Origin of the sequence: Alterotamlana spongicola (assembly GCF_035818475.1) — a bacterium.
In the GTDB taxonomy this organism is placed as follows: Bacteria; Bacteroidota; Bacteroidia; order Flavobacteriales; family Flavobacteriaceae; genus Cognatitamlana.
On record NZ_JAYMGV010000001.1, the window covers coordinates 1,225,002 to 1,250,656 of the forward strand.

A 25,655-nucleotide genomic window follows, 5' to 3' on the forward strand; every position below is an offset into this window, starting at 1 on the left:
CACTACCGGTATAATACTGAAAGGTACTTTGTTTGAGGTAATTTAACTTCAAGATGGCTATATCCTGTTATATAAAAACCATTAACGCTTAAATATGAATAGAATAAGCGTATTTCTAAAGCACCCAAATAAGAAGATTCCGTTCTATTACTTTAAATATTTACACAGAAAAGCAGTTACTAATTATTTAGACTATGTCTGTTTTAAAGAATAATTAAAATAAAAAAGCACCACTTTAAGTGGTGCTTTTTATAAATTTAATCTTCTACTATATCAGTAGAATTATCAACATCTTTTTTAGGAGGTATCTTCTTTGGCTTTATTTCAACCGTTTCAGCGTCTTCTACTTCTTTACCACTCAAATATTCGGGCAATTGCATGCCGGCCATGTTAAACATGTCCTGTAATGGTGGTACAGATTTATACATACCTGATAAGAAATTAGCGGTTGAAGATTTACCATTTTTAGAACCACCGTTTTCCCAAACGGTAACTTTATCAATCTTAATGTTTTTAATGGCCTCTGCCTGGGTTTTAACAAGTTCCGGAAGCTTGTCTGCAATGAGCAATAGCACAGCATCCTTGGAGTCGTTTCCGGCAGCTTTAACAATCTGGTCTAAACCTGCTGCTTGTTTGGTCAATACTTCATATAAACCTTCAGCTTCAGCCTGGGCTTTTAATAAGATTGCATCTGCTTGTCCCTTGGCAATTCTTCTAATATTTTCAGCTTCAGCCTCTGCATCAATCTCTACCTTTCGTTTATCGATTTCAGCTGGGACAATAATATCAGCTAACTGAGAAGAGCGCTCTCTTTCGGCCCTTGCTACTTCAGCTTCTTTTTCAGCGGCATAGGCTTCTTCTAAGGCTTTTGCTGCTTGTACTTTTTCTGCTGCTATGGCACGCTTTTCAGCTTCGGCTTCCCGTTCTCTACGCTGCGCATCAGATTCAGCGATAGAAATTTTTGCAATATTTTCGCCATCAATAGCTCGGGCATTAGCTTCAGAAGTTTTGATCCGTTCCTCTTTTAACGCCTCAGCTTCACCAATTTTAGCCTGAGCAACGGCGCTTGCTGTTTGAACGCGCTCTGTTTGACTGGCATTAGCTTCACCAATTTTAGCCTGGGCGTTTGCAGCGGCAACCTGGGTTCTTTCATTTTGCATGGCGTTTGCCTCACCAATTTTGGCTTTAGCATTCAATTCAGCTACCTGAGTTCTTTCATCCTGTACGGCATTGGCCTCTCCAATAGAGCCATCTCTGGTTTTTTCTGCAACCGATTTACGTGCTGCATTTATAGCATGGGCTGCGGCTTCTTTACCTAAAGCTTCAATATAACCTGACTCGTCAACAATATCTGTAATGTTTACATTGATAAGTTTTAGCCCCACTTTTTTAAGCTCAGATTCTACACTTTTTGAAATATTTGATAAAAATTTATCCCGATCTGAGTTAATTTCTTCAATGTCCATTGAGGCTACAACTAAACGCAATTGTCCAAAAATAATTTCTTTGGCCAGTTCCTGTATATCACTCATAGCCAAACCTAATAAACGTTCAGCAGCATTTTGCATAACACCCGGTTCTGTTGAAACACCTATGGTAAAACGCGACGGTACATTAACTCTAATGTTTTGTTTAGAAAGAGCATTTACCAGATTTACTTCTATTGATATAGGAGTTAAATCAAGAAATTCATAATCTTGAATAACAGGAAAAATAAAAGCTGCTCCACCATGAATACATTTGGCAGATTGACCGCCACCTACTTTACCATAAACTACCAGTATTCGATCAGAAGGACAGCGTTTGTAGCGTCTAATAAGAATAATGAAAAATAGAAAAATGAAAAGAATTGCTGCAATTACAGCCATAGGAAAGCCTATATTAAAGGCTTGAAGTGAAATTGTTAATAGCATATATTATTTGTTTAGTTGTTCTACAATTAAGATACCGTTTTTGGTAACTTCTTTTACGGTAACTACTGTTCCTGATTCTAGTTTGGTTTCAGAGTCTGTTAGAGCTTCAAGTTCTCTTAGAGCACCCTGAATTCTTATATGGGCTTTTCCAATGGAAGACCTGTTAGCTCCTATAGTTAGGTAAACCTCTCCTACACCGCCAATAGCATTTTTATAATTTAATGTTCCACTATCATTTAATTTGTGCATATAATAAAACATAGCAGCCATGATTGACATCATGATTAATCCGCAAATTAAAGCCACAATTATGGTTGTGGGCTTAGAAAATCCGGCATCAATACAGGCTATACCACTCCAGCCAAAAAGGGTAAAGAAACCCACTAGGTTTTTAAAGGTGATAAATTGAAATCCAATACCGGTGTCTGCATCAATTTCGGTATCTGTATCCATGTCGCCTGCATCACCACCAACAAATGTTGTAATGATAACAATGGCAAATATCAACGATCCTAAAAGGGCGATGCTCCAAAATACCTTTGGAAAGAGTTCTAAACCTGAATACCACTCCATAGTCTTAACGAATTAAAAAATTAATGATTTAAATGTAAGACTATTTAAATACCCTTACAATATTATTTTGAAAGTAAAATAGAAACCGCATTTCCGCCAAAGCCTACGGCATTAACCAGAATATTTTTAAACTTTTTAGGAGGAGTAGCGTTATCTATATAAGGTACATCAATGAACTTTTGATGCTGTAACATGAGAACAGCAAGTTCAATATTAAGAGCTCCGGATGCTCCAAAGGTGTGACCTATCTTCCACTTATTGGTAGTTAAAGCTGGTGTTTTGTTACAAAATATTTTTTCTATGGCTTTAAATTCTGAAAGGTCACCTTTTACAGTACCGGGAGCGTGCATCACTATAGCATCTACCTCATTGGGATTTAGTTCTCCCAAAGCCATTTTCATAGATTTTTGGAAACATTTGGCATCACTGGATATAGATATGTTGTGTTTTAAAATTTCGGTGGCATAGCCATAGCCTTTTATTGTAGCCAGTGCATTTTCTTTAATACCGCGTTCTAAGCAAACCATAGCGGCACCTTCACCTAAAATCATGGTGTTTTTGGACTTGTTAAAGTCTAATGCCCTACAGGGAAACGGATAGGTATCATCAGCCTTGGCATAGATCTTTAGGGCCTGCATTTGTGCAATGGTAAATGGGGTAAGCGGAGCTTCACTACCTCCCACTAAAAATTTATTGCACATCCCGGAATTTATCCAGGCTATACCATTAAGCATGGCATGAAGTGCCGTAGAGCAGGTTATAGAATGGCTGATTTCCGGACCTTGGGTTTGTAAGTCATGGGACACCCACGATGAAATATTCCCCAAAGTCGTGGTAGGAGAGCTTAAGGTTTCTGCTTTATTATTTTTTAAAAACGAATCGTAGTACGTTTCAAAGAGCCCGGTAGCTCCCCTTGATGAGCCTATGTTTATTCCAAAGTTATCAGAAGGCTTCCAGTTGGCCTGTTTTATGGCTTGTCTGGAGGCATATATGGCATATAAAACGGAATGATCCAGCGATTTATATTTACTGTCAGACTGTCTTAATCTTCCAATCTCCTGTTGGGCTTCTTCTGGTATTTCAGCAACAAAAACAGGTGTTTCTAAAACCTCTTTTGTGGTTAAGCAATGCTGGTTGTTTTGATAACTTTCCCAGGCTTCTCCTGGTGTTTTTCCCAGTGGAGAAATGGAGGAGATTGCAGTAATTGAAATATGTTGTTGCAAGAGCTTTATTTTGCATGCAAAAATACATTTTCTTAAATTTAAACAACAGTATAATTAATAAAATTAAGACCTCCTCAAAATTTCAAATACGCCAGAAGTCCAATCTGGACTTCACTGTATCCATTGGTTTCCCATGTGGAGTCATTGGTATAACGGTATCTGAAGAAAAATTTATTATCGCTATTTTTTGAAGGCGTAAAAAAGGTTGACAGTTCATACCGATGAAGCCAGCTTTTGCTTAGCTTTCTATGGTCAACAAAATCCTGTCCGGAGCTTACAGCAAAAAACTCTTCATTGTTTGGTACTATGGTTCTAAAAGGCCTGAATCTTATATAACCACCAAACCGTTCCTCCGGTCTTATCCATAGCATGATATCAGGATATAACCGGATCATATTTGTGATTTTTTCAATGGTTCTTGTTGGCGGTGGCGGTTCCTGGTTTGAAGTAGTTGCCCTTTCATCAACCACTTTGATTCTACCATAATGTGCTCCGGCATTAAGTTCTAATCTGGTTTTTACCAATGGAAAATCAAAAGAAGCAATGTTCAGGTCTACTCCCACCGAAACATTTTCATGCTTTACCATTTCAAGATAGGTGGTGTAAAAGTCAACAACTTCCACATTGTTTTCAAATCGGTTGGATTTGAATAAGACCAATTCTCTATCATCTTGTCCAATTTTTTGCCAGGACAGGTTAAAGTTTGCATAATTAGCAAATCCAAAGTTTGAGCTTCTGCCAAAGCCTAAATTCATTCTTTTGGTCCAGATAGGTATTTTTTTATTGACCTCCATTTGAAGCAAGCCGTTTTCAGCATCTTGTTGAAAACCATTAAAATCTGTATAAGTATTTACACTTAGTATTTTAGAAGATATTTCTTTTTTAAGTTCAATAGCCCTTTTTTTATTGGGGTCGTTTAAAGGTAAACGGATTTCCTGATCTTTAGGGCTAAAATCCAAACGGTCATTTCGGTGACGCTGAATGTATGTAATCACATTTGTAATCGGTAAAGAAAATGTTTTTTCCTGACCCTCAGACTGAAATAAATAATAGGTATACAGATCTGCAAAATCACTTTTAGAACTGAATCCAAAAGGGAAATCATTTTCAAATTTCAGGGTTTTATCAAATATCCCGTTTAAAACATTTTTAACCCGCTCATCTTCAAAAAACAGCCTGATTGAAGAATCAATGTCTTTGTTATAATGGGGCTCAACTATTTTACCAACCACCTTCATGTGTTCTATAAACCCATCATTAATATCCAGTTCAATTTCGGTTGCTTTAAGCTTCCAGAGTGGGAATTGTTGAATCAATGTTTTATTATCAGCAATAAGGTTTTTTAGATGGGTTTCAATGCTATCAATGGATTTACTATAGCTTGCTATGCTGTCTTTTTCTTTTTTTAGAATAGCGTTGTTATTTGCAATCCGGGCTTTTAACTTTTTAATTTCTGCGTCATTTGAGTGGTCTTCAATGAATTGTCTTTGTTTATCATCCTTTAACTCTTTCATTGCTTTTAAAGCTTTGTCTTCATTATAATAATCTGTTAACAAGCTTCTTACGTCTTCGGATTTGACATTGGTATGATCTTTAATTTTGTCCTGCCATTCATTATAACGCGCTTTAACTATAAGGTCTAAAGAATCTATTTCCCGCTTTATTTTGGTTAAATTAACAATGCTGTCTTGCTTGCTCTTTTTTTGTAATAAATCTAGTGAGGGTTTTAATGTTTTTAGAGAATCTTGAACAGTTTTAACTAGTAACTTTGATGTTTTTAATTTAGTTTCACGGTCTCCTCGTTTTCCCTGGGACTCGTTATAATCAGCTATTACGATTTTATTTATCTTTATTAGTTCGTAGTTGTTGTACTGTTCTTTTAGCTTTTGAATAGCATGTCGTTTAAATTTAGATCTTGCTCTGGACTTACGTCCTCTGATTGAGTTTTGATTAAACTCATAATATTCTTTAATAATTCTTCCATTTCCAAAAGTTCTTAAATGTGTTAAAAATGAATCGGTTTCTTTGTCCCTGTAATCGGTTAGATCCATATAGTTCTTTTCATCAACTTTTATTAAGTTATACTTCGTTTTAAAGTCACTAAGACACTTGGCCAGTGCTTCCTTTTCTGCTACATTTTGACATTTGAATTCTTTGTCTGTTTTCCATTCATCCAAAGATTTTATTTCAGATTTAGTAATGTAACGTCTTATAAATTTGGCTTTATTTTTAAAATACAGATCGGTGTTCAACCCCTGGATGGTTTTTTTATTTATTATAATTGTATCAAATTTATAATGTAATACACCTGCTACAGGTTCGGTATCATATTGAAAAGCTGTAATTACCAAAGCATTAAAGAACTGGTAGATGTTTCGTATAATATATACCGCTTCTTTCCGGCTTTTTAATTTGTTATTTTCATCCCTTAACTTTTTAAGTTCTTTTTCCTGAGCTATTTTTTCCTGGTCTTGAGACTCTGTGTCGCCTTTATCAACTGCGGGGTCCTTTTTTGATTCTTCTTTGGTTTTAGTACTGTCTTTAGGTGTTACCAATGGCTCAATATTTGACTTTAAAATACTGTACTCTAAATTGGTAGAATCAGGCTCGTTAATTTTAGAGATATTATCTGTTAAATGATTCCTGAATGAGACTTCGGTAAAGGGAAATACTTTAAACTCAATATCTTTACCATCTTCATCTTTTAAAATTTCGTTTTTAGCATTTTTTAAAGTAAATGTGATACTGTTTACGGCTTCTGCAGTAGCATGGATAACAATCATATTTGTTTTTCCATCTTCAGTTACAGAAAAATTATAGGGCTGTATTTGTTTTTGAGCATTAATAATAAATGCATTTATAAGTATAATTACTATAGTGATTTTTAATTTCATGGCTTTAGTGTTGTCGGGTTAGTTTACAATCAAGCAGGCGCTCTTCATTGTTTTCAGTAAACATGAACTGGCCGGTTAATGCTTTGTCAGACAATTGGGTTTGTATGGAAGACACATTTTTTAACTGGGAGAATACAGAATCATCACTTTTTTTAATGTTTCCGGATATTAAGTTGTCTGAGTTAAAATTGCCATTAATACGACTGATATCAATTTCTTCACGGTCTTGTATAAAAAAATTGAATTTTCCCTGATAATCAATAAACCCTGTACAACTTAAGCTTCTTATAAATTCAGGGTCACTATCAGCAACAGGTTTTAAGATGTTTAATTCGCCTGTATAAATACCATTAAGCCCATGATTATTGTCTTTGTTGTTTAGGGCCAGAATAGAAACCAGCAAATTAGTATCTGAAAAAACAATGTTGTTGGCTTGTAAGGTGATGCTGGTAATACTGTCATTTGCTTTCAGGTCAGTAACACTTTCCTGTTTAACAAAACCAAGGTTGGCATAAATTTTATTGTCGTTATCAAATGAAAATATAGCATATTCAAATGAGAGGGTATTGTCATCTAAATTGAATAGTGACAGGGTGTTAGTATACGGGCGGATTGCGTTACTATTACCAGATTGTTGGCTGAATCTAAATTTGATCTTACCCGGAATATTATAAGAGAATTCCCGGACTGTTGCATTGGGCTCTGTGAAACTATCTTTTTGACAGGAGTTATTAAAAGATAAGACAACAAGAACAATAGCAACTTTAAAAAAGTTACTTGTTTTCATGATTTTGGTTGGTTACTATTATTATTCTTTTAAATAAAAATTGAACGCTATCAAACAGAAAACCTGTAAATTGTTCTTTTAGAGAAATTTAAAGTTATGAAAAAAATATTATAGTAGGATATTTTTTTCAAAAAAAGTAAGAATTAAACTATTTTTAAAGCGCTTTCTATAACCTGATAGACCTTATCGAGTTGTTTTTTAGTAATAATATAGGGCGCCTGAATATAAATGGTATTTCCCAGCGGGCGTAAAAACACCCCGTTATCCATAAAAAAGCTAAAGAGCTTGTCTCGCAGATTTCCGTACCGTTGCATGTCAAGGTTTAGATCAAGTGCAAAAATAACTCCGGTTTGCCGTATGGATTTAACCTTTGGGTGATTTTTAATGGTATTCCCAAAATCTTTATGATAGGCTATAATGGATTTGATGTTATTTTGAATGGCTTCTGTTTGCAGCAATTCTATACTGGCTAGAGCAGCTGTACAGGCCAGGGGGTTTGCAGAGTACGTATGCCCGTGAAACAGGCCTTTACTCATATCTTTACTGTAAAACGCATCATAAATAGCTTGACTACAGGTGGTTAGTGCCATGGGGAGCAAACCGCCGGTTAAAGCCTTGCTTAAACACATGATATCCGGTTTGGTTTCCATATGTAGGGATGCAAAATACTTTCCGGTTTTTCCAAAACCTGTCATAACTTCATCGGCAACGGTTATGATGTGATGCGCTTTACAAAGTTTTAAAATAGAATCCAGGCCTTTTGCATCATGCATGCGCATTGAAGCAGCGCCCTGCACTAAAGGTTCATAAACAAAGCCTGCAACTTGATTGTGTTTTATAATATCTTGAAGCTGAGATAAAATATCCTGGAGGTTTTTACCATTAGGAACGGGAATGCGTTTTACATCCAGAAAGAAATCCTCAAAAGGCCCGTTATATACAGAAAGTCCTGAAACACTCATGGCTCCAAAGGTATCCCCATGAAATCCGTCTTCAAAAGCTATAAGCACGTTGCGTTTTTCTCCGCGATTAAAATGGTATTGCAAGGCCATTTTAATACCTATTTCAACGGCTGTTGAACCATTATCACTAAAAAATAGTTTATTCTGGTTTTCCGGAAGTATTTTTATAAGGGCTTCAGATAGTTTTATGGCCGGTTCATGTGTAAACCCGCTAAAAACCACCTGGTCCAGTTCCTGCATCTGTTTCGATACCTGACTTGTAATATACTCATGACAATGCCCGTACATACAGGTGTACCAGGATGCTATGGCGTCAATATAGGTGTTGCCGTCCTCATCAGTGAGTACACAGCCTTTTGCTTTGGTAATGGCTAAGGCATCCGGGTGCGTTTTATGCTGCGTAAGCGGGTGCCAGAGGTGTTTTTTATCACGGTCTTTAAGTGTCATAATCTGTCTTTAAACAATTCGGCATATTCCCGGATTACATTCTGATCAAAATAAGGTTCTTCGTTAATTCTTCCAATCACAGGAACCCTAGTCATTTCATTAATGATGGTTTCGGTAGATTCATGCGCCTCTCCGCTAAAAATAATGCTAACATCAAACCCGGCATGTTTAAGGGTATTAACCGTTAAAAGGGTATGGTTAATACTCCCCAGGTAGTGCCTGGATACTACAATAACCTTATAGTCCGGTTTGATCAGGTCAAAAACGGTGTCTTTGTTATTTAAAGGCACTAGCAGGCCTCCGGCACCTTCAATAACCAAATGGTTGTTTGTTTGAGGTGCTTTAATAGCAGCCATATCTATGGTAATACCGTCAATAGCTGCGGCACCGTGAGGGCTCATAGGTGTTTTTAGAGCATAAGCGTTTGGATGAAATTCAGATCTGGAATTAGAGACCAGGCGCTTTACTTTTTTGGTATCACAGTTATCTAATTCTCCGGCCTGTACAGGTTTCCAATAATCGGCTTCCAGGGCTTCAGTTACAATAGCAGCGGCTACTGTTTTACCCACATCAGTAGAGATTCCCGTTATAAAATAGGTGCTCATTTAAAAATGGTTTGGCAATGGTTACACTGGTGCTTTGACTTTTCAAAAAAAGGAAACAACATATATAAAATATTTTTCTGATCTGGCGGAGCCATTAATATTTGAGTAGAACGGCATTTAGGACAATGAATGTCATTCCCGTTTTTATCTTTTCTGTAGCGTCTTACCGCATTGTATATATCAACGGCCCTTTCTAGGTCATGCTTGTGTACCAATAACTTTACACCGCCAATAGCCTGACTAATTAAGGGATCGGTATCAATGGTTTTTTCATCGGCCAGCATGGTTTTAATGTGTTCTGAATCTAACTTTGATTTTATAATTTGAGCTTCGGTAGAATATTCAAAAACAGCTAAAACAGCAAAATGATCATTCATCTGTTTAAATTTATCAAACAAAGGTAGTCAACAACTGCAAAACTTCCATAATTTCTTTTTCAGTATTGTAAGCATGCAGGCAAAAACGTAAACGCTCCTGCCCTTTAGGTACGGTGGGAGATAATATGGGTTTGACATCAAAACCTGACTCCTGTAAGTGTTTGGCAATAGATTTGACTCTGCTGTTACCCGGTATGATACAGCAGTGAATGGCTGAAAAACTTTCAATAAATATAGGTTTAAGCTTAGTTGAGGAGACCCTGGTTTTAAACAGCTGGATATTGTCCTGAAGTGTTTTTCTGTTTACCGTGTGTATTAAGGCATTGTATGAAGCTTGTATGGTGGCTAAACTATGAGGGGGTAAAGCTGTTGTATAAATAAAACTGCGCGAAAAATTAATAAGGTATTGTTTTAAAGCTTCGCTGCACAATATAGCAGCCCCATGGCAGCCCAAAGCTTTTCCGTAGGTTACAATACGGGCAAAAACAGAGGGTTCTAATCCTAAACTTTGAATAAGGCCCTCACCGCGCTCCCCAAAAACACCTATAGCATGGGCTTCATCAACAACAAGAAAAGCATTATAGGTTTTGCACAGGCTGGAGAGCGCTGCCAAATCCGGGGAATCGCCGTCCATAGAAAATACAGATTCTGTAACTATATATATATGGTCATAAGATGCTGTATCTGATTTAGAATAACGTCTCATTAAACGTTCTAATGCACTTAGGTCATTATGCTTAAACTTATAGGCTTTTGCATGGCACATAGATATCCCATCCCGTATAGAGGCATGACTGTATTCATCATATAAAATAAGATCGCCACGCTGTGGCACACTTGAAAAGAAACCAATATTGGCATCATACCCGGAATTGAATAGTAGTGCAGCATCACTGTTATGAAAACCGGAAAGCATGGCCTCAATAATAGTAAAAAGGTTATGGTTCCCGGAAAGCAATCTGGACCCGGTAGCGCCGTTAAGGAATATATCATGCCCGGTTAAAAACCGGTGACTCTCATTAAAAATGCTTTTGCTTTTAGAAAACCCTAAGTAATCATTGGACGAAAAATCTACCGGTACCTTTTTGGTATGAAGCTCCCGCAAGGCATTATTGGCTTTGCGATGATCTATTTTTTGCTGAAGCTTTGCGGGGAGTTTTTTCATCTAAAAACACATATAGAACTGTTGGTATAGTACCAGGTTAGGAGAAAAAGCAATGCCTTTTTCCAAAAAATCTACTGCAAGGTACAGTTTAGGGTTAAATTACAAAAGTATATTTTAAGTTTTAAACAACTATTAAAAGCCAATCTTATATAGGCTACCCGGGGTATAAATAGGCTAAGTTATTTGGAGCTTAATCATTTTTAAAGCTATTTATAATCCGGAAGAAGTGTTTATTCTTTATAAAAGCCTGTCTTTTACCCCCTCCCTTTTTTTAGACTACAGATAAAACTTACAATCTTAATATAAAACGCTAAAGAATTGGACGAAAATTAAAGATGAAGGTTCATTTTATCGAGTTTTTTGACATTTCGACATTAGTTACCATATGGTAAATATAAAGGGTGTGCTTAGCTATAATTTTGAACGGTAAACTAATGCTGTGTTTAAAGACAGTGTGTTTATAGTTTAAAGAATACGGATTTGCAGTAATTATTATGATAAAAAAGAATATAAAAATTCAGGTTATGGAAGTCACACTATTAAAACGGTTTGTTAACAAGATGTATGAATGTCTGGTTTTTAATGACAAAAAACAAAAGCCTCTTGTAAGGTTTATAATAACGCTTTTAATGTTTGCAGGGAGTTATAATGCCATGTCACAAGATACAAGGCATTATATACCTGCTATGAAAGACCATAGTTCAGCTTTGTCTATAGTTGTATATATGGCAAATTCTGCTGATGTTCCGGCTACGGTAAACTTTTATGATTCTACGGGCGCTGTGGCATTTGGCCCTATAACAGTTCCAGCAGAAGGAGGAGCTAGTGTAAACGTTACAAGTGGCTTACGAGTAACTGCAAGCCATATTGGTAAGACTTCTAAAGGATTAATTGCAGAGTCTGATATTCCAATTAGCTTAAGTACAAGGACGTCTGTGCCTAATCAGCTGGGGCATATCGTATCAAAAGGATCGACAGCTCTGGGAACTACCTTTAGAGGAGCAGGTATGCCGATGTTTCAGCAGACTCCAAATACTAATATAGAGCCTATGATGTCAATGATAGCTTCTGAAGATAATACTGTAATAACGATTACTTATCCTAACGGAATCGTAGAAACATCTCCCAGCCTAAATAGGGGGGAATCTTATTATGTTGGGCTAAATGCAAGTTCAGCAATTAATATATCGCGTATGCATCTTATAATGGGAGCTCTTGTAGAATCAGATAAGCCTATTGCAGTAACAGTAGGAGCAGTATTGGCATCTATTATCGGGGCGCCTAGTGCTCATAGGGATGTATATATAGGAACTGTTAGAGTAGGGTCTTACAATAGCCATGATAGTGGGATTGATTGTGGTTTTGACCAAATAGTACCGGTAGAAAATTTAGGGAAGGAATATGTGTTTAATAGGATAAATGGATCTAACTATTCGGAAGTTCCTATGATTGTTGCGCATTATAATAACACCTCAGTATATATAAACGGAAATGAAACACCGATTATAACACTTGCTGCCGGAGAATGGGTTATGCTTGACGGCGATTATACCAATGATTATTATGCAGGTGGTGCCGGAGCCGGATTGGATGGTCTGATTCCGGATGCTACGGGTTTCTATCCGCCAACCGGGATAGCTCCGCCTAGTGGAGGGTTAGTCGGGGGGCAACGTACCGAATATACCGATAATTTCAATATGTATGTACGTACCTCAACGCCCTGTTATGCCTACCAGTCAATGGCAGGATCTAGAGCTGGTTCAACCCAAGGGTTTTTTTATGTGCCCCCGCTTATTTGTTCGGCACCACGTGTTGCTTATGTGCCTGCTCCAGACATTGGGCCAGGTATATCAATGGATCCTGGAGTTAGTATTCTCACAAGAGCAAGTGCCTCTATAACTATTGGGGGGCAATCTTTAGAAAGTTTGCTGGCTGCAGGGACGGTTTTAAATTATGATACTAATAATCCTAATGGTAATTATATTTTAGGCTTTCCTCAGGATTTTGTAACATATAAATTAACATTTGTGGATATTGCTTCGGCTCAAGCTCTGTATACAGGTGGAGCTAATGGCTATTTAGAGGTTACCAGTACTTCAGACTTATATATGTCAGCTTATGGGTACTCAGGTGGAGCAGGACATGGCGGGTATTACTCTGGTTTTGCACCTACTTTTGAAATTACCAAAAGCTCTGATTGCTTCCCTTCTACCCTGGAAGGGCCCGAAAGTTATGACTATTACCAATGGTATAAAAATGGAATAGCTATTAGCGGTGCCAGAAGCAGAACATATGTGGCTCAAGAAGAGAGTGGTGTTTTTGAATATTATTTAGAAGCCGGGTATACAGGGTGTGATCCTATCAGGTCTGTTGGTGTGTTTAATTTTACAGCTACTAGCGGACCTCTCTTTTTAGAAACAAATATGGTTTACTGTAGTTTAGATTTTAGTGGAGGTAGTCCTCCAACAATACAGGACCTGGAAGATGATATTGGTGTGGAATTACCACTAAGCGTAAACCCCGGAGAGAATCTGCTCAATAACATTAAGTGGTATGCCATCAATCCTGCTGTAACACCTCCGGGGGTAGGTAACCCGGAATTGGCAAAAACGGATGTCTTAACTTCGACAACCACCAGTTATTTTGTAGTGTACTCGCCAGATCCTTTGATAGATCCTTGTTTTAGTGCTGTACCTGTTGAGATTGTTGCAGAAGTAAGTTCACCTACACCAGTACCAACTTATGCAGATACTAATATAAGGAGTGTGACATTTTGTGCAGGAGATGAACCCACTGTAAACGATTTAACAGAGCTAAATTTGGTTAACTATACGGGGCCACCAAATGGGAATATTGTATGGTATGCCAATGATTATGTGTCGGGAAATATAGGAGAGTTACCCATATCCAGCACGTCTTTACTGACCAACAATAGCTTTTATTACGCTGTAAGTAATGATAACAGTGGGGCCTGTGAATATACCAACCGTTTACCTATAAAGGTGTTTGTAGAGGGTGATCTTAGTTTTTCAACAGGCTTGGGAGAAACTGCGGTTTGTGATAATGTAGATGCCACACTTACAGCAGTAGTAAGAAACAATGGAGACGCTTCCTCTATAGTCTTAAATGGAGCCGGAGACCCGAATCATGCGCTTAGCACGGCCTTTGGCCCGGTTGAGTTTGTATGGGAAACAAATACAGGTAGTGGCTGGACGGTTATTCCTGTCTCAACAGGAACTGATGGTGGTACGGTGACTTCTACCAATACAGATATGGCTCTGGCTACCTCTGTGATAGTCTTGGATGGGGAGTATGTGCTGGCCCAAAATACGGCGGCCGGCGCAAGTGCTCCGGCACAGTACCGTGTAAGGGCTAAACTGTCAGGCTGTACCAACGAGATAATATCCACAACCGTAATTAATATTGCAGGCCCTATAACCATAACCACGCAACCAACAGATGACCAGGTGGCCTGTGGAGGAGATATACTGCAGTTGGAAGCTGAAGCAACAGCATCTTTTGGAACACTTAGTTATATTTGGCAACAAAGAGATGATGATACCGTAAATCCGGGCCAGGGAACAGATGATAATTGGATTGTAATAGGCTCCGGAGACCGCCTGTTGGTAACAGCAACTACAGCATTAAACACAAAAGAGTATCGCGCTTTAATCTCTACAGAATACTGTAATGGTACCATACTGGATGCCGATGGTGATAATTATGCCAGAAGTAATGTGGTAAATATAAAAGTAGACGGTCCCATACAAATAGATGAGCAGGCAGGCATTGTGACTACCTGTAGTGGTGTAGACGCTTCTTTTTCTATAACAGCCAGTAAGGGGGCCGCTGTACCGGAAACCGAGTTGGTATATAACTGGGAAGTTGATAAAGGCAGTGGTTTTGAAGCCATTGCTGCCGGTGATGTTTCCGGAGGAGGAATAGACCAGGATAACATAACCATTACCAATATAACCACGGCTAGTCACGGTTTCAAATACCGGGTTAGTGTTACTACAAGAAATATTTCGGGAGGCTCACCTGTATGTGTGGGTGCAGCTACCTCTACAGGAACATTAAACGTAGAAGGCCCCATAACAGTGAACACACAACCATTAGACCAAGTGGTATGTGACGGCGGATTGGCTACTTTTGCTGTCAACGCTTCTGCTACAGTAGGTTCGGTGTCTTATATCTGGGAAGAAACCAGTGACGGCGGTACAACATGGACTGAAATAGGCTCCGGGGCTACCTTACTTTTAAGCAACGTGTCTTCAAGTAAGCATGGTAATATGTTCAGAGCCCTGATAACAACAGGTAGTTGTACAGATACTGCAGTGACTAACGGAGCTATTTATTCTGCTTCGGCAACACTAACAGTAGATGGCCCAATATTTATAAACACACCGCTTGAAAGTATATCGGTTTGTGATGGTGGTCAGGCATCTTTTACAGTAGATGCAGATTCTGGAGTTTCCGGATCTACTTTAAGATATAAATGGTTTGTAAGAAAGAGTGGAGATCCGGGGTTTACAGAAATAACCAATGGCGCAGATACCACAGATGGTAATTTAGATCAGGCTACCATAAACTTAACATCAGCAGTGGTAACAGCTAATGGGAGTGCTGCACAATATCAGGTACAGATCACTACAGATACGTGTACATCGCCGGTAACTTCAACAGCGTTAATTACTATTGAAGGCCCTATAACGACCAATGCCCCAACAGACATAGATACCTGTGCAGGCTCAACAATACAATTTACTGCTGATGCCACTACCCCTGTAGGATCATTATCATATACCTGGTTCCGTTCAACAGACGGAGGAACCACTTTTCCGGACATAGTTGGAACAGGAAGAGTTTTAGTATTAAGTAATGTTATAGACTCGCAAAATGGATCGCAATACCGTTATGTTGCAGAAACAGCAGAATGTAGTGTAACCTCCGGTGCGGCCACCTTAAATATTGAAGGGCCTATTGAAATAGATACCGACCTTGTAGACCAAACCGTATGCTATAATGGTACGGCCGCGGCTTCAGCTTCTTTTACTGTTGCAGCATCAATACCATCAGGAACCTTACAATACAATTGGTACAACTTAACAGATGACCCCACAAAAACAACGTCATTGTCTACAACCAATAGTTTAAGCCTTACGGGTATTACAGATGCAGATGATGGAGATATTTATATTGTAGAAATAACCACAACCGAATGTACCGAGGCTGTAATATCTACAGGACAAATCTTTGTACAGGGGCCTGTTACCGTGACATCACAACCCACAGCTGCACCATCAACCTGTGAGGGTGGTTCGGTTAACTTAACTGCCGGATTCAGTAATGGAGGATCGGGCGGAATAAATATTCAATGGTTTGTAGATAAAGGAAGTGGCTATCAGGTTATAGGAGGGGAAACCTCATCAACAATAACGCTTTCCGGAATTGAAACCTCTGATTCCGGAAACAAGTACAAAGCGGTAGCCACAACACCTGTTTGTGATGGCGTACACGCCGTTGAAACCAATGAGTCTACGCTGTCTGTAGGAGGCGGGGTTGCCATTGACGATTCTTTAACCAATCAAACGGTTTGTGTAGGCATCGGTGCCAGGTTTGCAGTAGACGCTTCTATTGCTGCGGGTAGTGCAACCTATATATGGGAGAAAGAAAGTAGCCCGGGTTCTGATGCTTTTATACCGGTTACCATATCAGAAACATTAGGAGGAGACAATAACGGATTAGGTACTTTAGATACCAATGAACTTAATTTATTGCCTGTAGCCAAAGCAGATATCTCTACGTTTAATGCCTTAGGCTACAGAGTGCGTATTTCTGCAGGAGCTTCCTGTTCCGGTAGTGAAGTTGTTACCAATGGGGTACTCTTTGTTGAAGGCCCTATAGAAGTTGCTGCAGGAAATGAACCTCAAGACATTGCAGTATGTGCAGGGGGCATCGCCATATTTTCTGTACAGGCAGAGGTATTAACAGGTTCAGGAGATCTATCTTATGAATGGGAGGTTGATTTGGCTTCAGACGGTGCTAATGATGGAACATGGATCTCTGTTGCTGTTGGACATACCTATGTGTTGTCCGGACTTACCGATAATCAAAATGGAAATTTATACCGTGTAAAGATTAGTTCAGGAGACGGGTGTGAACCCATTTATTTCCCTGGAAACTATACAGACGGAACTCAAGGAAACGTAGCAGGAAATCATGCTACCCTTACCGTAGAAGGCCCAATAAATATTATAGAAGATATAGAGGACCTGACAGTTTGTGATGATAATTCCGGTAGTGTAACAGCGTCATTTACAGTAAATGCCAATACCGGTTCGGCAACTCCGGCTTACCAGTGGCAGCGTTTTGACCTGACAACCAATATGTGGACAGATGTAATTGCAGGAGAGACCACCGATGGTATGGTAGACCAGGCTACTGTAAATCTGGCTAATATTACTTCGGCCAACAATAATACACAATATCGTGTGCTGATTACAACAGGAGAATGTTTAGAGCCGGCAATCTCAGAGGCAAGATTAAATGTAGAAGGCTTCCTGCAGATCACAGACCCGCTTACAGACCAAAGTGCTTGTTCCGGAGACACGGCCATATTCTCTACTACTGCAACTACAGGGGCAGGAAACCTGTCCTATTTGTGGGAAGAAGAAACAGCTGTCGGTTCCAATAGTTTTATAGCTGTTAGTAATACCCCCTCTTATATAAAATCAAATGTGTTATCATCTGATCATAATAAGCGTATACGTGTAACGATTAGCACAGGAACCGAATGTGCGCCAAACGTACAAACAGCTCTGCTAACGGTAGATGGTCCGATAATCATTACAGACCCTATAGATAGTGCGTCATTATGTGATGACGGTTCCGGTACAGTTACCCATACGTTTACTGTAACCGCAACTACAGGAGCAAGCACAGCAGCGTATGCATGGTATAAAAACGGAACTTTACTTACCGATACAGATACGGCATCGGGAGCAGTGGGCTCTGCAAGTTCCAATACAATTGAAGTGCCGGTAACCTCAGCTGATAACGGTGTAGCATATAAAGTAGAAGTGACCACTAATGCCGGCCTGTGTAGTGCTAAAGAGTCTGTCGCTATCTTAACCGTAGAGGGCCCCATAGCAATAACCAGGCAACCTGTAGATATTGCAGTATGTGCAGGAGGATCGGCAACGCTTGATGTAGAAGCTACTACAGCATCCGGTAACTTGAATTACAGATGGGAGAACAGTACAGATAATGGTGCCAGCTGGAGTATTATTGGGAACAGTAGTATCCTTTTATTAAATGGTATTAATAGTGCCCAAAATGGGGATAAATATCGTGTAGTTATTAGTGAAGGTAGTATTTGCTCTGCAGTAATATCCAATGAAATTACTTTAACGGTTGAAGGGCCTATAGCAATAATTGAAAATCTTAGAAGAGTAGTTGCCTGCGATGGCGAACCGGCAATCTTTGAAATAAATGCCATTACCGGAGGAGCAGGAATTCTGGCTTATCAATGGCAGCAAAGTACAGACGGAATTACATTTACAGATATAGCGGGAGAAACCGGCACTACATATACCAGAGCTGCAGTAACTGCAGATAATGGTTTGATTGTTAGAGTAAAACTAAGTACAGCCCAATGTGAACTTATATCATCACAGGCTTTACTTAATGTAGACGGCCCGATGGCTTTTGTTGCGGAGCCCGATTCTGTAGATACCTGTGAAGGTTTACCGGCTGTATTCTCTGCAGAAGGGATAGCAGACAACGGATTGATAACTTATAGATGGGAAGAAAGTACTGATGGAGGTGCTACATGGAGATTTGTAGCATTTGGGTCCACTTATGCAAAACCCGGAACAACTATAAGTGATAATGGTAATAAGTATCGTGTTTCTATATCTACCGAAGGTTGTAATACACTTGTGTCCAGAGAAGCAGAGCTGACCGTTCAGCCTGTACCGTTTATAGATGGTGATCCGGAAGACACAACAGCAGAAGTAGGAACCAATGTAACTATTAATGCTATTGTGTCAAGTGCAGCACTTTCAGGGTATCAATGGCAGGTTAATGACGGTTCCGGTACAGGTTGGGCAGACCTGAGTAATGACGGGACTTATGTTAATACAAATACGGTAAGCTTAAATATTGTGGCAGCGCCATATGCGTTTAATGGTAATAAATACCGATTAAAAATGGCTATACCGGAATGTAATATAACCCGAATATCAGATGAAGCTACATTGACATTAGATTATGACTGTGATGGTGACGGGATATTAAATATGACAGATCAGGATGACGATAATGACGGTATTGTTGATGTTATTGAAAATTATAACCAGGATCTCTTTGGAGATATAGATAATGACAATATCAGAAACTTTGAAGATGCCGGGTATTGTAACCTGAACACATCAGGGGTTTGTGCTGATGCCGATACTGATAATGACGGATTGATCAACCAATGTGATATTGACTCAGACAATAATGGGGTGCTGGATATTATTGAAGGAGCACCTGTGATTAATCCAAGAGATACAGATAGAGACGGTATCTATGATTTTATAGATACGGATAACGATAATAACGGCATATTAGATGTAGATGAAATAGGAAGTGACCCTAATAATCCGAGAGATACGGATGGAGATGGAACACCGGACTATAATGATGATGATAATGACGGTGATGGCATACCGGATAATTATGAAATATATGGAGATTCTAATAATCCAATGGATACCGATAATGATGGAACTCCGGACTATTTGGATACAGATAGTGATAATGACGGGATTCCTGATGCCTATGAAGTTGGAAGAGAAGATGTACCAGTCAATACAGATGAAGAATTAGAAATAAAATTAGCACAAGATGTTTTAGAAGACTATAGAGACTCTGACAGTGATAATAACGGTATAACTGATACTGCCGAAGCACAGGGGCTAATTGATACGGATGTTTTATCACCAATAGATGTAAATACTATAGTGGATACAGACCGGGACGGTATACCAGATCATTTGGATTTTGATAATGATGGCGATAGCTTATTTGATGCCTGCGAAATTGTTCGTGTTGAAGCAGGGGAAACCTCTTGTGATGGTGTATTTATAGTTGATGCAGTAAGTGCCTCAACAGCATTGAATACAGACGCCACATTTGACGGTGGCGATGACCTGTACGATTATATGGATGATGATGATGATGGCGATGGGTTCTTAACATTAAATGAAGATACCAATGGTAATAATAATTTATTGGATGATGACTGTGATTTAGATCAAATACCAGAATATAGAGATATAGATGACTGTGATGAAAATAAAGAAAAGGTCATCTCAAATGCCTTTTCTCCAAATGGAGATGGTATGCATGATACCCTAGAGATACCATATCTAATTGATTATCCTGATTTTGAAATGGAGATTTTTGATAGGAGAGGTAACCTGATGTATTCTTATAAAGATGATGGTGATGGCAGCACTAAACCAGATTGGTGGAATGGAAGAATAGGCAATGAAAAAGGTAAAAAGGTGGTACCGTCGGCTAATTACTTCTACATTATAAAGTTCAATAAGGATCAAAAAGAACCTAAGACAGGATGGATCTATTTATTGAAATAATAAAGTTATAGAAAACCATAATTATAAGATAGATTATCAATCAATAAAACCCATAAAAGAAATAAGTTGATGAAAAAAAATATAAGCTTAAGATTAGCATTATTTTGTTGGATGTGTTTAGGAATGCATGTTTTAACAGCACAGCAAAACCCTTTATATACACAATATATGTATGCGCCAACAATTATTAATGCAGCAAATGTGGCAGCTGTTGAAAACCCTGAAGCAACATTAATAGCAAGAACACAATGGGTAGGTATAGAAGGGGCTCCCACAACGCTGTCATTTGATTTTAGTACACCGCTTACACAAAGATTAGGAGGAGGTATTACGGTAGTCTATGATGAACTTGGCGCTGTAAAAGAAAGCACCCTAAATGTTAATTTAGGCTATAAGTTTAATATCTCTGATAAAGGCAAATTAGCTTTTGGAATTAAAGGAGGGATTTCTCAGTTAGATGTTAATTCATTGATTTTTTCAGATGATAATCAAGACCCGCTCTTTGGTGATGTAATTTCTAAAGTTTCACCAAACTTTGGACTGGGATTATTTTATTATACTGATAATTTTTATCTTGGATTGGCTGCCCCTAATATATTGAACACAGAGCATTTGGATACCAGTGATGGTATTGCCTCTACTACGGCAGCAGATGTTATTCATTATTACGGTACGGCAGGATTGGTTTTAAGAGTGTCTAGAGAAATGAAACTGAAACCGTCTGTGCAATATCAATTTGGAGAAGAATCAAATTCTTCAATAGATATTTCTTTAAACATGTTGGTTAATAATCAATTTGAATTTGGGTTGTCACACAGACGAGACAATTTTGAAAACCCGGAATCAATTAGTTTTATTGCGGCATTCAATTTAGCTAAAATTTTTAGAGTTGGATTTGCATATGAATATTCATTAAACGGTTATAGAAACTTTAGTTCAGGAACTTATGAGGCTATACTTAAAGCTGGATTTAATTCCACAAGCAGCCCAAGTCCAAGATTTTTTTAACCTGAAAAACTTATAATTTAGCATGAGGAAAACACTGGTTCTATTATATTTATTAGTAATGACCTCGCTTTTTGGTCAGACTAATGACAAAACACTTACTAATACTGTTCACAATATAAACAGTATTAGTAATCAAAGTGCAGTAAACATTAAACATTTACAGAGTAATAGTAAGTATTCAGAATTTGGAGGTTTTGTAAACAGCAATGATAACTCTGTCACTTTTTCTTCTTCCCGAAAGATAAAATCAGAAAGAAGGGGAAACTGGAATAAAAATAATGAGCCCTTATTAAGAGTTTTTAAAGGAACCATAGGGGAGGGAAAAGACATTTCAGAGATATCTGTAATTTCTAAAGATATAAAGGCAAAGTACCATGAATCTAATGCCTGCTATACAAAGGATGGAAAAACGGTGTATTTTACAAGAAATAATTATGATGGAGAATGGTTAAAGCCTAATGCAGAAGGGAAGTCCTTATTACAATTGTACAGGGCCACTGTTACTGAAAGCGGCGATTGGACAGATGTGGTTTCTATGAGTTTTAACAATGATGATTATCAGGTTGGCCATCCTGCTTTGAATGAGACAGAAGATAAGCTGTATTTCATTAGCAATATGCCCGGCTCCATAGGGCAAACAGATATATACTATGTAGACATCATAAATAAAGGAGCAAGTTATGGGATACCCAAAAATCTTGGGCCTCATGTAAATACCCGTGATAAGGAAATGTTTCCTTTAATACATCATAATATTTTAGTATTTGCATCAGATGGCTATACCAATGGCCTGGGAAAACTGGATTTATATTATGTCCAGATTGAAGATGGAAAACCACAGCCGGCAACTCATTTTGAAAATGCTATTAATAGTAAACAAGATGATTTTGCTATGTTTTTTGTTGGAGATGATGCTAGTCAGGGCTATTTTTCGTCATCCAGAGAAGGCGGTAAAGGGAGTGATGATATGTATTTCTTTGAGGATTTGGAGATCAAAGAGTTTAAAAAGGATCCAGATAATAACAAAGAAGAAGGCGCATTGGCATTAAATCAAAATAAAGCGCCTAAAGAAGATATCGGTAAATTGCCAACAACACAAAGCAATCCTGTAGAACCTGTAAAAACAGCTCCTAAATTAGATAAGAAGGATAAAGAAAGAAGAGACCATATTGATATTGAAACGATTCATTTTAGAACTAATGAATATCATGCGGTAAATAACGAAATTGTTAAACTCAATGGTTTGGTGGACTATTTAAAAGCAAATCCGGATATAAAAGTAATCTGTCATGGTTATGCCGATAGCCGTGGTACGGATGATTATAATATAAATTTATCAAAGAAAAGGGCAGAAACAATAAAGCTTTTCCTGTTGAGTAAAGGCATAAATATATCAAGGATAAGAACAGTTGGCCATGGAGAAAATAACATTTTAAACCATTGTGTTAACGGCGTGGATTGTATAGATGAAGAACATGCTATAAACAGGCATGTTGATTTTGAGTTGATTGAGGAATTCAAAACAAACTCTTTTGAAAACAAGACCAATTTTGGTATTAAAAACTAAGAGCTTAGCAGGAAAGTAGAACTGTTTTATAGGCTTATCTACTGAGTGCAATATAACTAACTAAGTATGTAAACCATTAAATATCGGGGATTTCCCCGATATTTTTTTTGGTTAATTTTAAGCCTTATGTATGATAAAAAAGGCTTTCCCTTAAAAATTGTATTTTTAAAGTTCCTAATGCTATGTTATTTGTTATGAAAATATATATGTTGCTCTTAGTATTTTTGATCTCCTGTGCCGGTTTAGCTCAAAATAATTACCTCCTAAAGACAGAAGATGGAAGGCGGGTGTTATTAAAATCTGATTATACCTGGGAGTACGTAGATATGAAACCCCTGATAGACAGTACTGAAGTAGACTTTACTAAACAACCAAAAAATAGTGTTTGTGATCTTCCGCAAAATTTTGTTGAGCCTAAGTTGGATAAAAAGATTCAGTCACAGCTTAAAAAAGGGCGGGCAACCATTGCGCATATTAAAAAGAAAGTGGCTAAAGACCATAACTGTGATGCGGCAGACGTTTTGTTGCTGTCTGCTTCAGAAAAAAAGACAAATGGCGTGTATCATTTTTGTGTTAATGGTACAAAAGTAACGTATAAGCGTAACGGCCATGCTATTGTTAAAAAAGGGAAGTTATTTTAATTTAAATAAACCAATGCTCCGGTTTCTTTAGATGCTTTTTTATCTACCCATCTGTAATTATTAGGTTCAGTAGCATCAAGAATATCAATTTGTAAAAGATCTGAAATTTCAAACCCCATTAAAAACGCTTCTTTATAGTCGTATTTTTCGTAGAGTTCCCAATGTTTATTTCTGTCATACCATAAATTAACTTCAAATATTTTTTCACCATCGCTTAAGGGTTGATGAAAAATGGATACATATTCATAGTTAGATATTGTTTTCCATTGCCCTAACTTGATAGGACCAATTTCAATAGTTGATCTGAATTTTGAATTTTTCAGATCAATATAAACACTTTGATGAAAGGAAAATGCTATACCAAAAGCAATTAAGTAAATTACAGATTTGATGTTATGCCCTATATGGATTGAATTCTCATCATTCCAATTAGCATTATATAATATATAGATTAAAAAGGCTATTGCAGCTGTAAAAAACATTGAAGCAATTAAACGTTGCCACAACGGCCGTTGTTTTTCAGAAACTATTACATGTGCTTTCATACAATAAATATAAATAAAACTGTAATTTTATACCATGTATGCTTTAGTAGATTGTAATAATTTTTATGCCTCTTGCGAACGTGTTTTTAATCCAAATTTACACAATAAACCTGTTGCTATATTAAGTAATAATGACGGATGTATTATATCACGAAGTGATGAGGTTAAGGCTATGGGTTTACCCATGGCAGCTCCTATATTTAAATGGGAAGGGTTTTGTAAAGCCAATAACATTGAAGTATTGTCTTCAAATTACCCGCTATATGGAGATATGAGCCAGCGTGTTATGACCATTTTAGAACAGTTTACGCCAGATGTTGAAGTGTATAGTATAGACGAAGCATTTTTGGAGTTTAGAGGCTTTGAGGATAAAGATTTTACAGATTACGGTAATCAAATACGGCAACGTATTTTAAAATGGACAGGAATTCCAACCTGTGTAGGTATAGCACCAACAAAGGCCTTAAGTAAAGTAGCCAATAAAATAGCCCGTAAATTTCCGGAAGAACTAAAAGGAGTATATGTAATCGATTCAGAAGAAAAGCGCATTAAAGCTTTAAAATGGATAGCTATTGAAGATGTTTGGGGTATTGGCCGGGGTTTGCAAAAACGGTTAAAAGCAAAAGGCTGTAAAAAAGCGTATGATTTTACACAACTTTCTGATGATTGGGTACGTAAAAACTTTTCAATTACAGGATGGAAACTTAAAAAAGATTTAGAAGGGGTCTCTAAAATAAAACTTGACGAAGTAGAAACAAAGCAGGCTATTGCCACTACAAGAAGCTTTGAATATACCTATTCAGATATTGAAAATATAAAAGAACGCATTTCAACTTTTGCTACAAGTTGCGCAGAAAAACTTAGAAAACAAGGCTCAAGTTGTCATATGATTTATGTGATGCTGAGCAGTGACAGGCACAAAAAGGACTTAGAACAGCATAAAGCAAGGCGGGTAGTTAATTTGCATTATCCTACAGATTCTACATTGGTTATTAGCCGGGAAGCCGTTCGTGCCGTTATGGACATTTTTAAACCGGGTATAAAATATAAACGTGCGGGCGTTATTGTTATGGGGTTGGTGCCTACAAATAATTACCAATTGCAAATGTTTGAAAATGAAAACCCCAAACACAAGCCTTTAATGCACACCATTGATCATTTAAATACAAAGTATGCTGATTATAAAGTAAAACTGGGGAATCAAGACTTAAAACGCACCTGGAAAATGCGTCAGGAGCGCCTTTCCCCACGGTATACAACAAATATTAATGATATTATTGTTGTAAAATGATGCTGTTATT

15 protein-coding genes are annotated in these 25,655 nt (G+C 37.8%); 5 read left to right on the forward strand and 10 right to left on the reverse strand.

What is annotated here, in order from left to right; genetic code table 11:
* Positions 1-257: 257 nt before the first annotated feature.
* The 9 genes from VOI54_RS05460 to VOI54_RS05500 form a co-directional block, all read right to left on the reverse strand.
* Complete coding sequence (locus VOI54_RS05460; protein WP_326281708.1) at positions 258-1,913, reverse strand: flotillin family protein; 1,656 nt, start codon at positions 1,911-1,913, stop codon at positions 258-260.
* Positions 1,914-1,916: 3 nt separating this feature from the next.
* Complete coding sequence (locus tag VOI54_RS05465) at positions 1,917-2,486, reverse strand: hypothetical protein (RefSeq protein ID WP_326281709.1); 570 nt, start codon at positions 2,484-2,486, stop codon at positions 1,917-1,919.
* Between the two features lie 62 nt (positions 2,487-2,548).
* Positions 2,549-3,709 carry a beta-ketoacyl synthase N-terminal-like domain-containing protein gene (locus tag VOI54_RS05470; RefSeq protein ID WP_326281710.1) on the reverse strand — a complete coding sequence of 387 codons (1,161 nt, stop codon included), beginning with the start codon at positions 3,707-3,709 and terminating at the stop codon, positions 2,549-2,551.
* Between the two features lie 74 nt (positions 3,710-3,783).
* Positions 3,784-6,603, reverse strand: coding sequence for a hypothetical protein (locus tag VOI54_RS05475; protein WP_326281711.1), 2,820 nt, complete (start codon positions 6,601-6,603; stop codon positions 3,784-3,786).
* Positions 6,604-6,607: 4 nt separating this feature from the next.
* Positions 6,608-7,390 (reverse strand): hypothetical protein, encoded by a 783-nt coding sequence (locus tag VOI54_RS05480; RefSeq protein WP_326281712.1) that lies wholly within the window; start codon positions 7,388-7,390, stop codon positions 6,608-6,610.
* Between the two features lie 143 nt (positions 7,391-7,533).
* Complete coding sequence (gene bioA, locus VOI54_RS05485) at positions 7,534-8,799, reverse strand: adenosylmethionine--8-amino-7-oxononanoate transaminase (RefSeq protein ID WP_326281713.1); 1,266 nt, start codon at positions 8,797-8,799, stop codon at positions 7,534-7,536.
* The gene (gene bioD / locus VOI54_RS05490; protein ID WP_326281714.1) at positions 8,796-9,404 is read right to left on the reverse strand and encodes a dethiobiotin synthase; all 609 of its coding nucleotides are present in this window, start codon (positions 9,402-9,404) and stop codon (positions 8,796-8,798) included. Before bioD ends, bioA begins: the two co-directional genes overlap by 4 nt.
* The gene (locus VOI54_RS05495) at positions 9,401-9,781 is read right to left on the reverse strand and encodes a putative signal transducing protein (RefSeq protein WP_326281715.1); all 381 of its coding nucleotides are present in this window, start codon (positions 9,779-9,781) and stop codon (positions 9,401-9,403) included. Before VOI54_RS05495 ends, bioD begins: the two co-directional genes overlap by 4 nt.
* Positions 9,782-9,794: 13 nt before the next feature.
* Entirely contained in the window at positions 9,795-10,946 is a 1,152-nt protein-coding gene (locus tag VOI54_RS05500) for an aminotransferase class I/II-fold pyridoxal phosphate-dependent enzyme (RefSeq protein ID WP_326281716.1), read from the reverse strand.
* Positions 10,947-11,470: 524 nt separating this feature from the next.
* On the opposite strand from VOI54_RS05500, the gene VOI54_RS05505 reads away from it, so the two are divergent.
* From VOI54_RS05505 to VOI54_RS05520, 4 genes are all read left to right on the forward strand, one after another.
* A complete protein-coding gene (locus VOI54_RS05505) occupies positions 11,471-20,593 on the forward strand; it encodes a DUF8696 domain-containing protein (protein ID WP_326281717.1) in 9,123 nt (3,040 codons plus the stop codon).
* A 69-nt stretch (positions 20,594-20,662) separates the two neighbouring features.
* Positions 20,663-21,601 (forward strand): PorP/SprF family type IX secretion system membrane protein, encoded by a 939-nt coding sequence (locus VOI54_RS05510; protein ID WP_326281718.1) that lies wholly within the window; start codon positions 20,663-20,665, stop codon positions 21,599-21,601.
* A 22-nt stretch (positions 21,602-21,623) separates the two neighbouring features.
* Positions 21,624-23,168: an OmpA family protein gene (locus VOI54_RS05515; protein WP_326281719.1), complete on the forward strand. Its 1,545-nt coding sequence runs from the start codon at positions 21,624-21,626 to the stop codon at positions 23,166-23,168.
* Positions 23,169-23,362: 194 nt separating this feature from the next.
* A complete protein-coding gene (locus VOI54_RS05520) occupies positions 23,363-23,809 on the forward strand; it encodes a DUF3157 family protein (RefSeq protein WP_326281720.1) in 447 nt (148 codons plus the stop codon).
* Here the strand turns inward: VOI54_RS05520 and VOI54_RS05525 are convergent.
* Positions 23,806-24,354, reverse strand: a complete 549-nt coding sequence (locus VOI54_RS05525; protein ID WP_326281721.1) for a hypothetical protein — start codon at positions 24,352-24,354, stop codon at positions 23,806-23,808. The genes VOI54_RS05520 and VOI54_RS05525 overlap by 4 nt on opposite strands.
* Before the next feature lie 34 nt (positions 24,355-24,388).
* Between VOI54_RS05525 and VOI54_RS05530 the strand changes: the two genes are divergently transcribed.
* On the forward strand, positions 24,389-25,645 hold the full coding sequence (locus VOI54_RS05530) for a Y-family DNA polymerase (protein WP_326281722.1): 1,257 nt from the start codon (positions 24,389-24,391) through the stop codon (positions 25,643-25,645).
* The last annotated feature ends 10 nt before the right edge of the window (positions 25,646-25,655 follow it).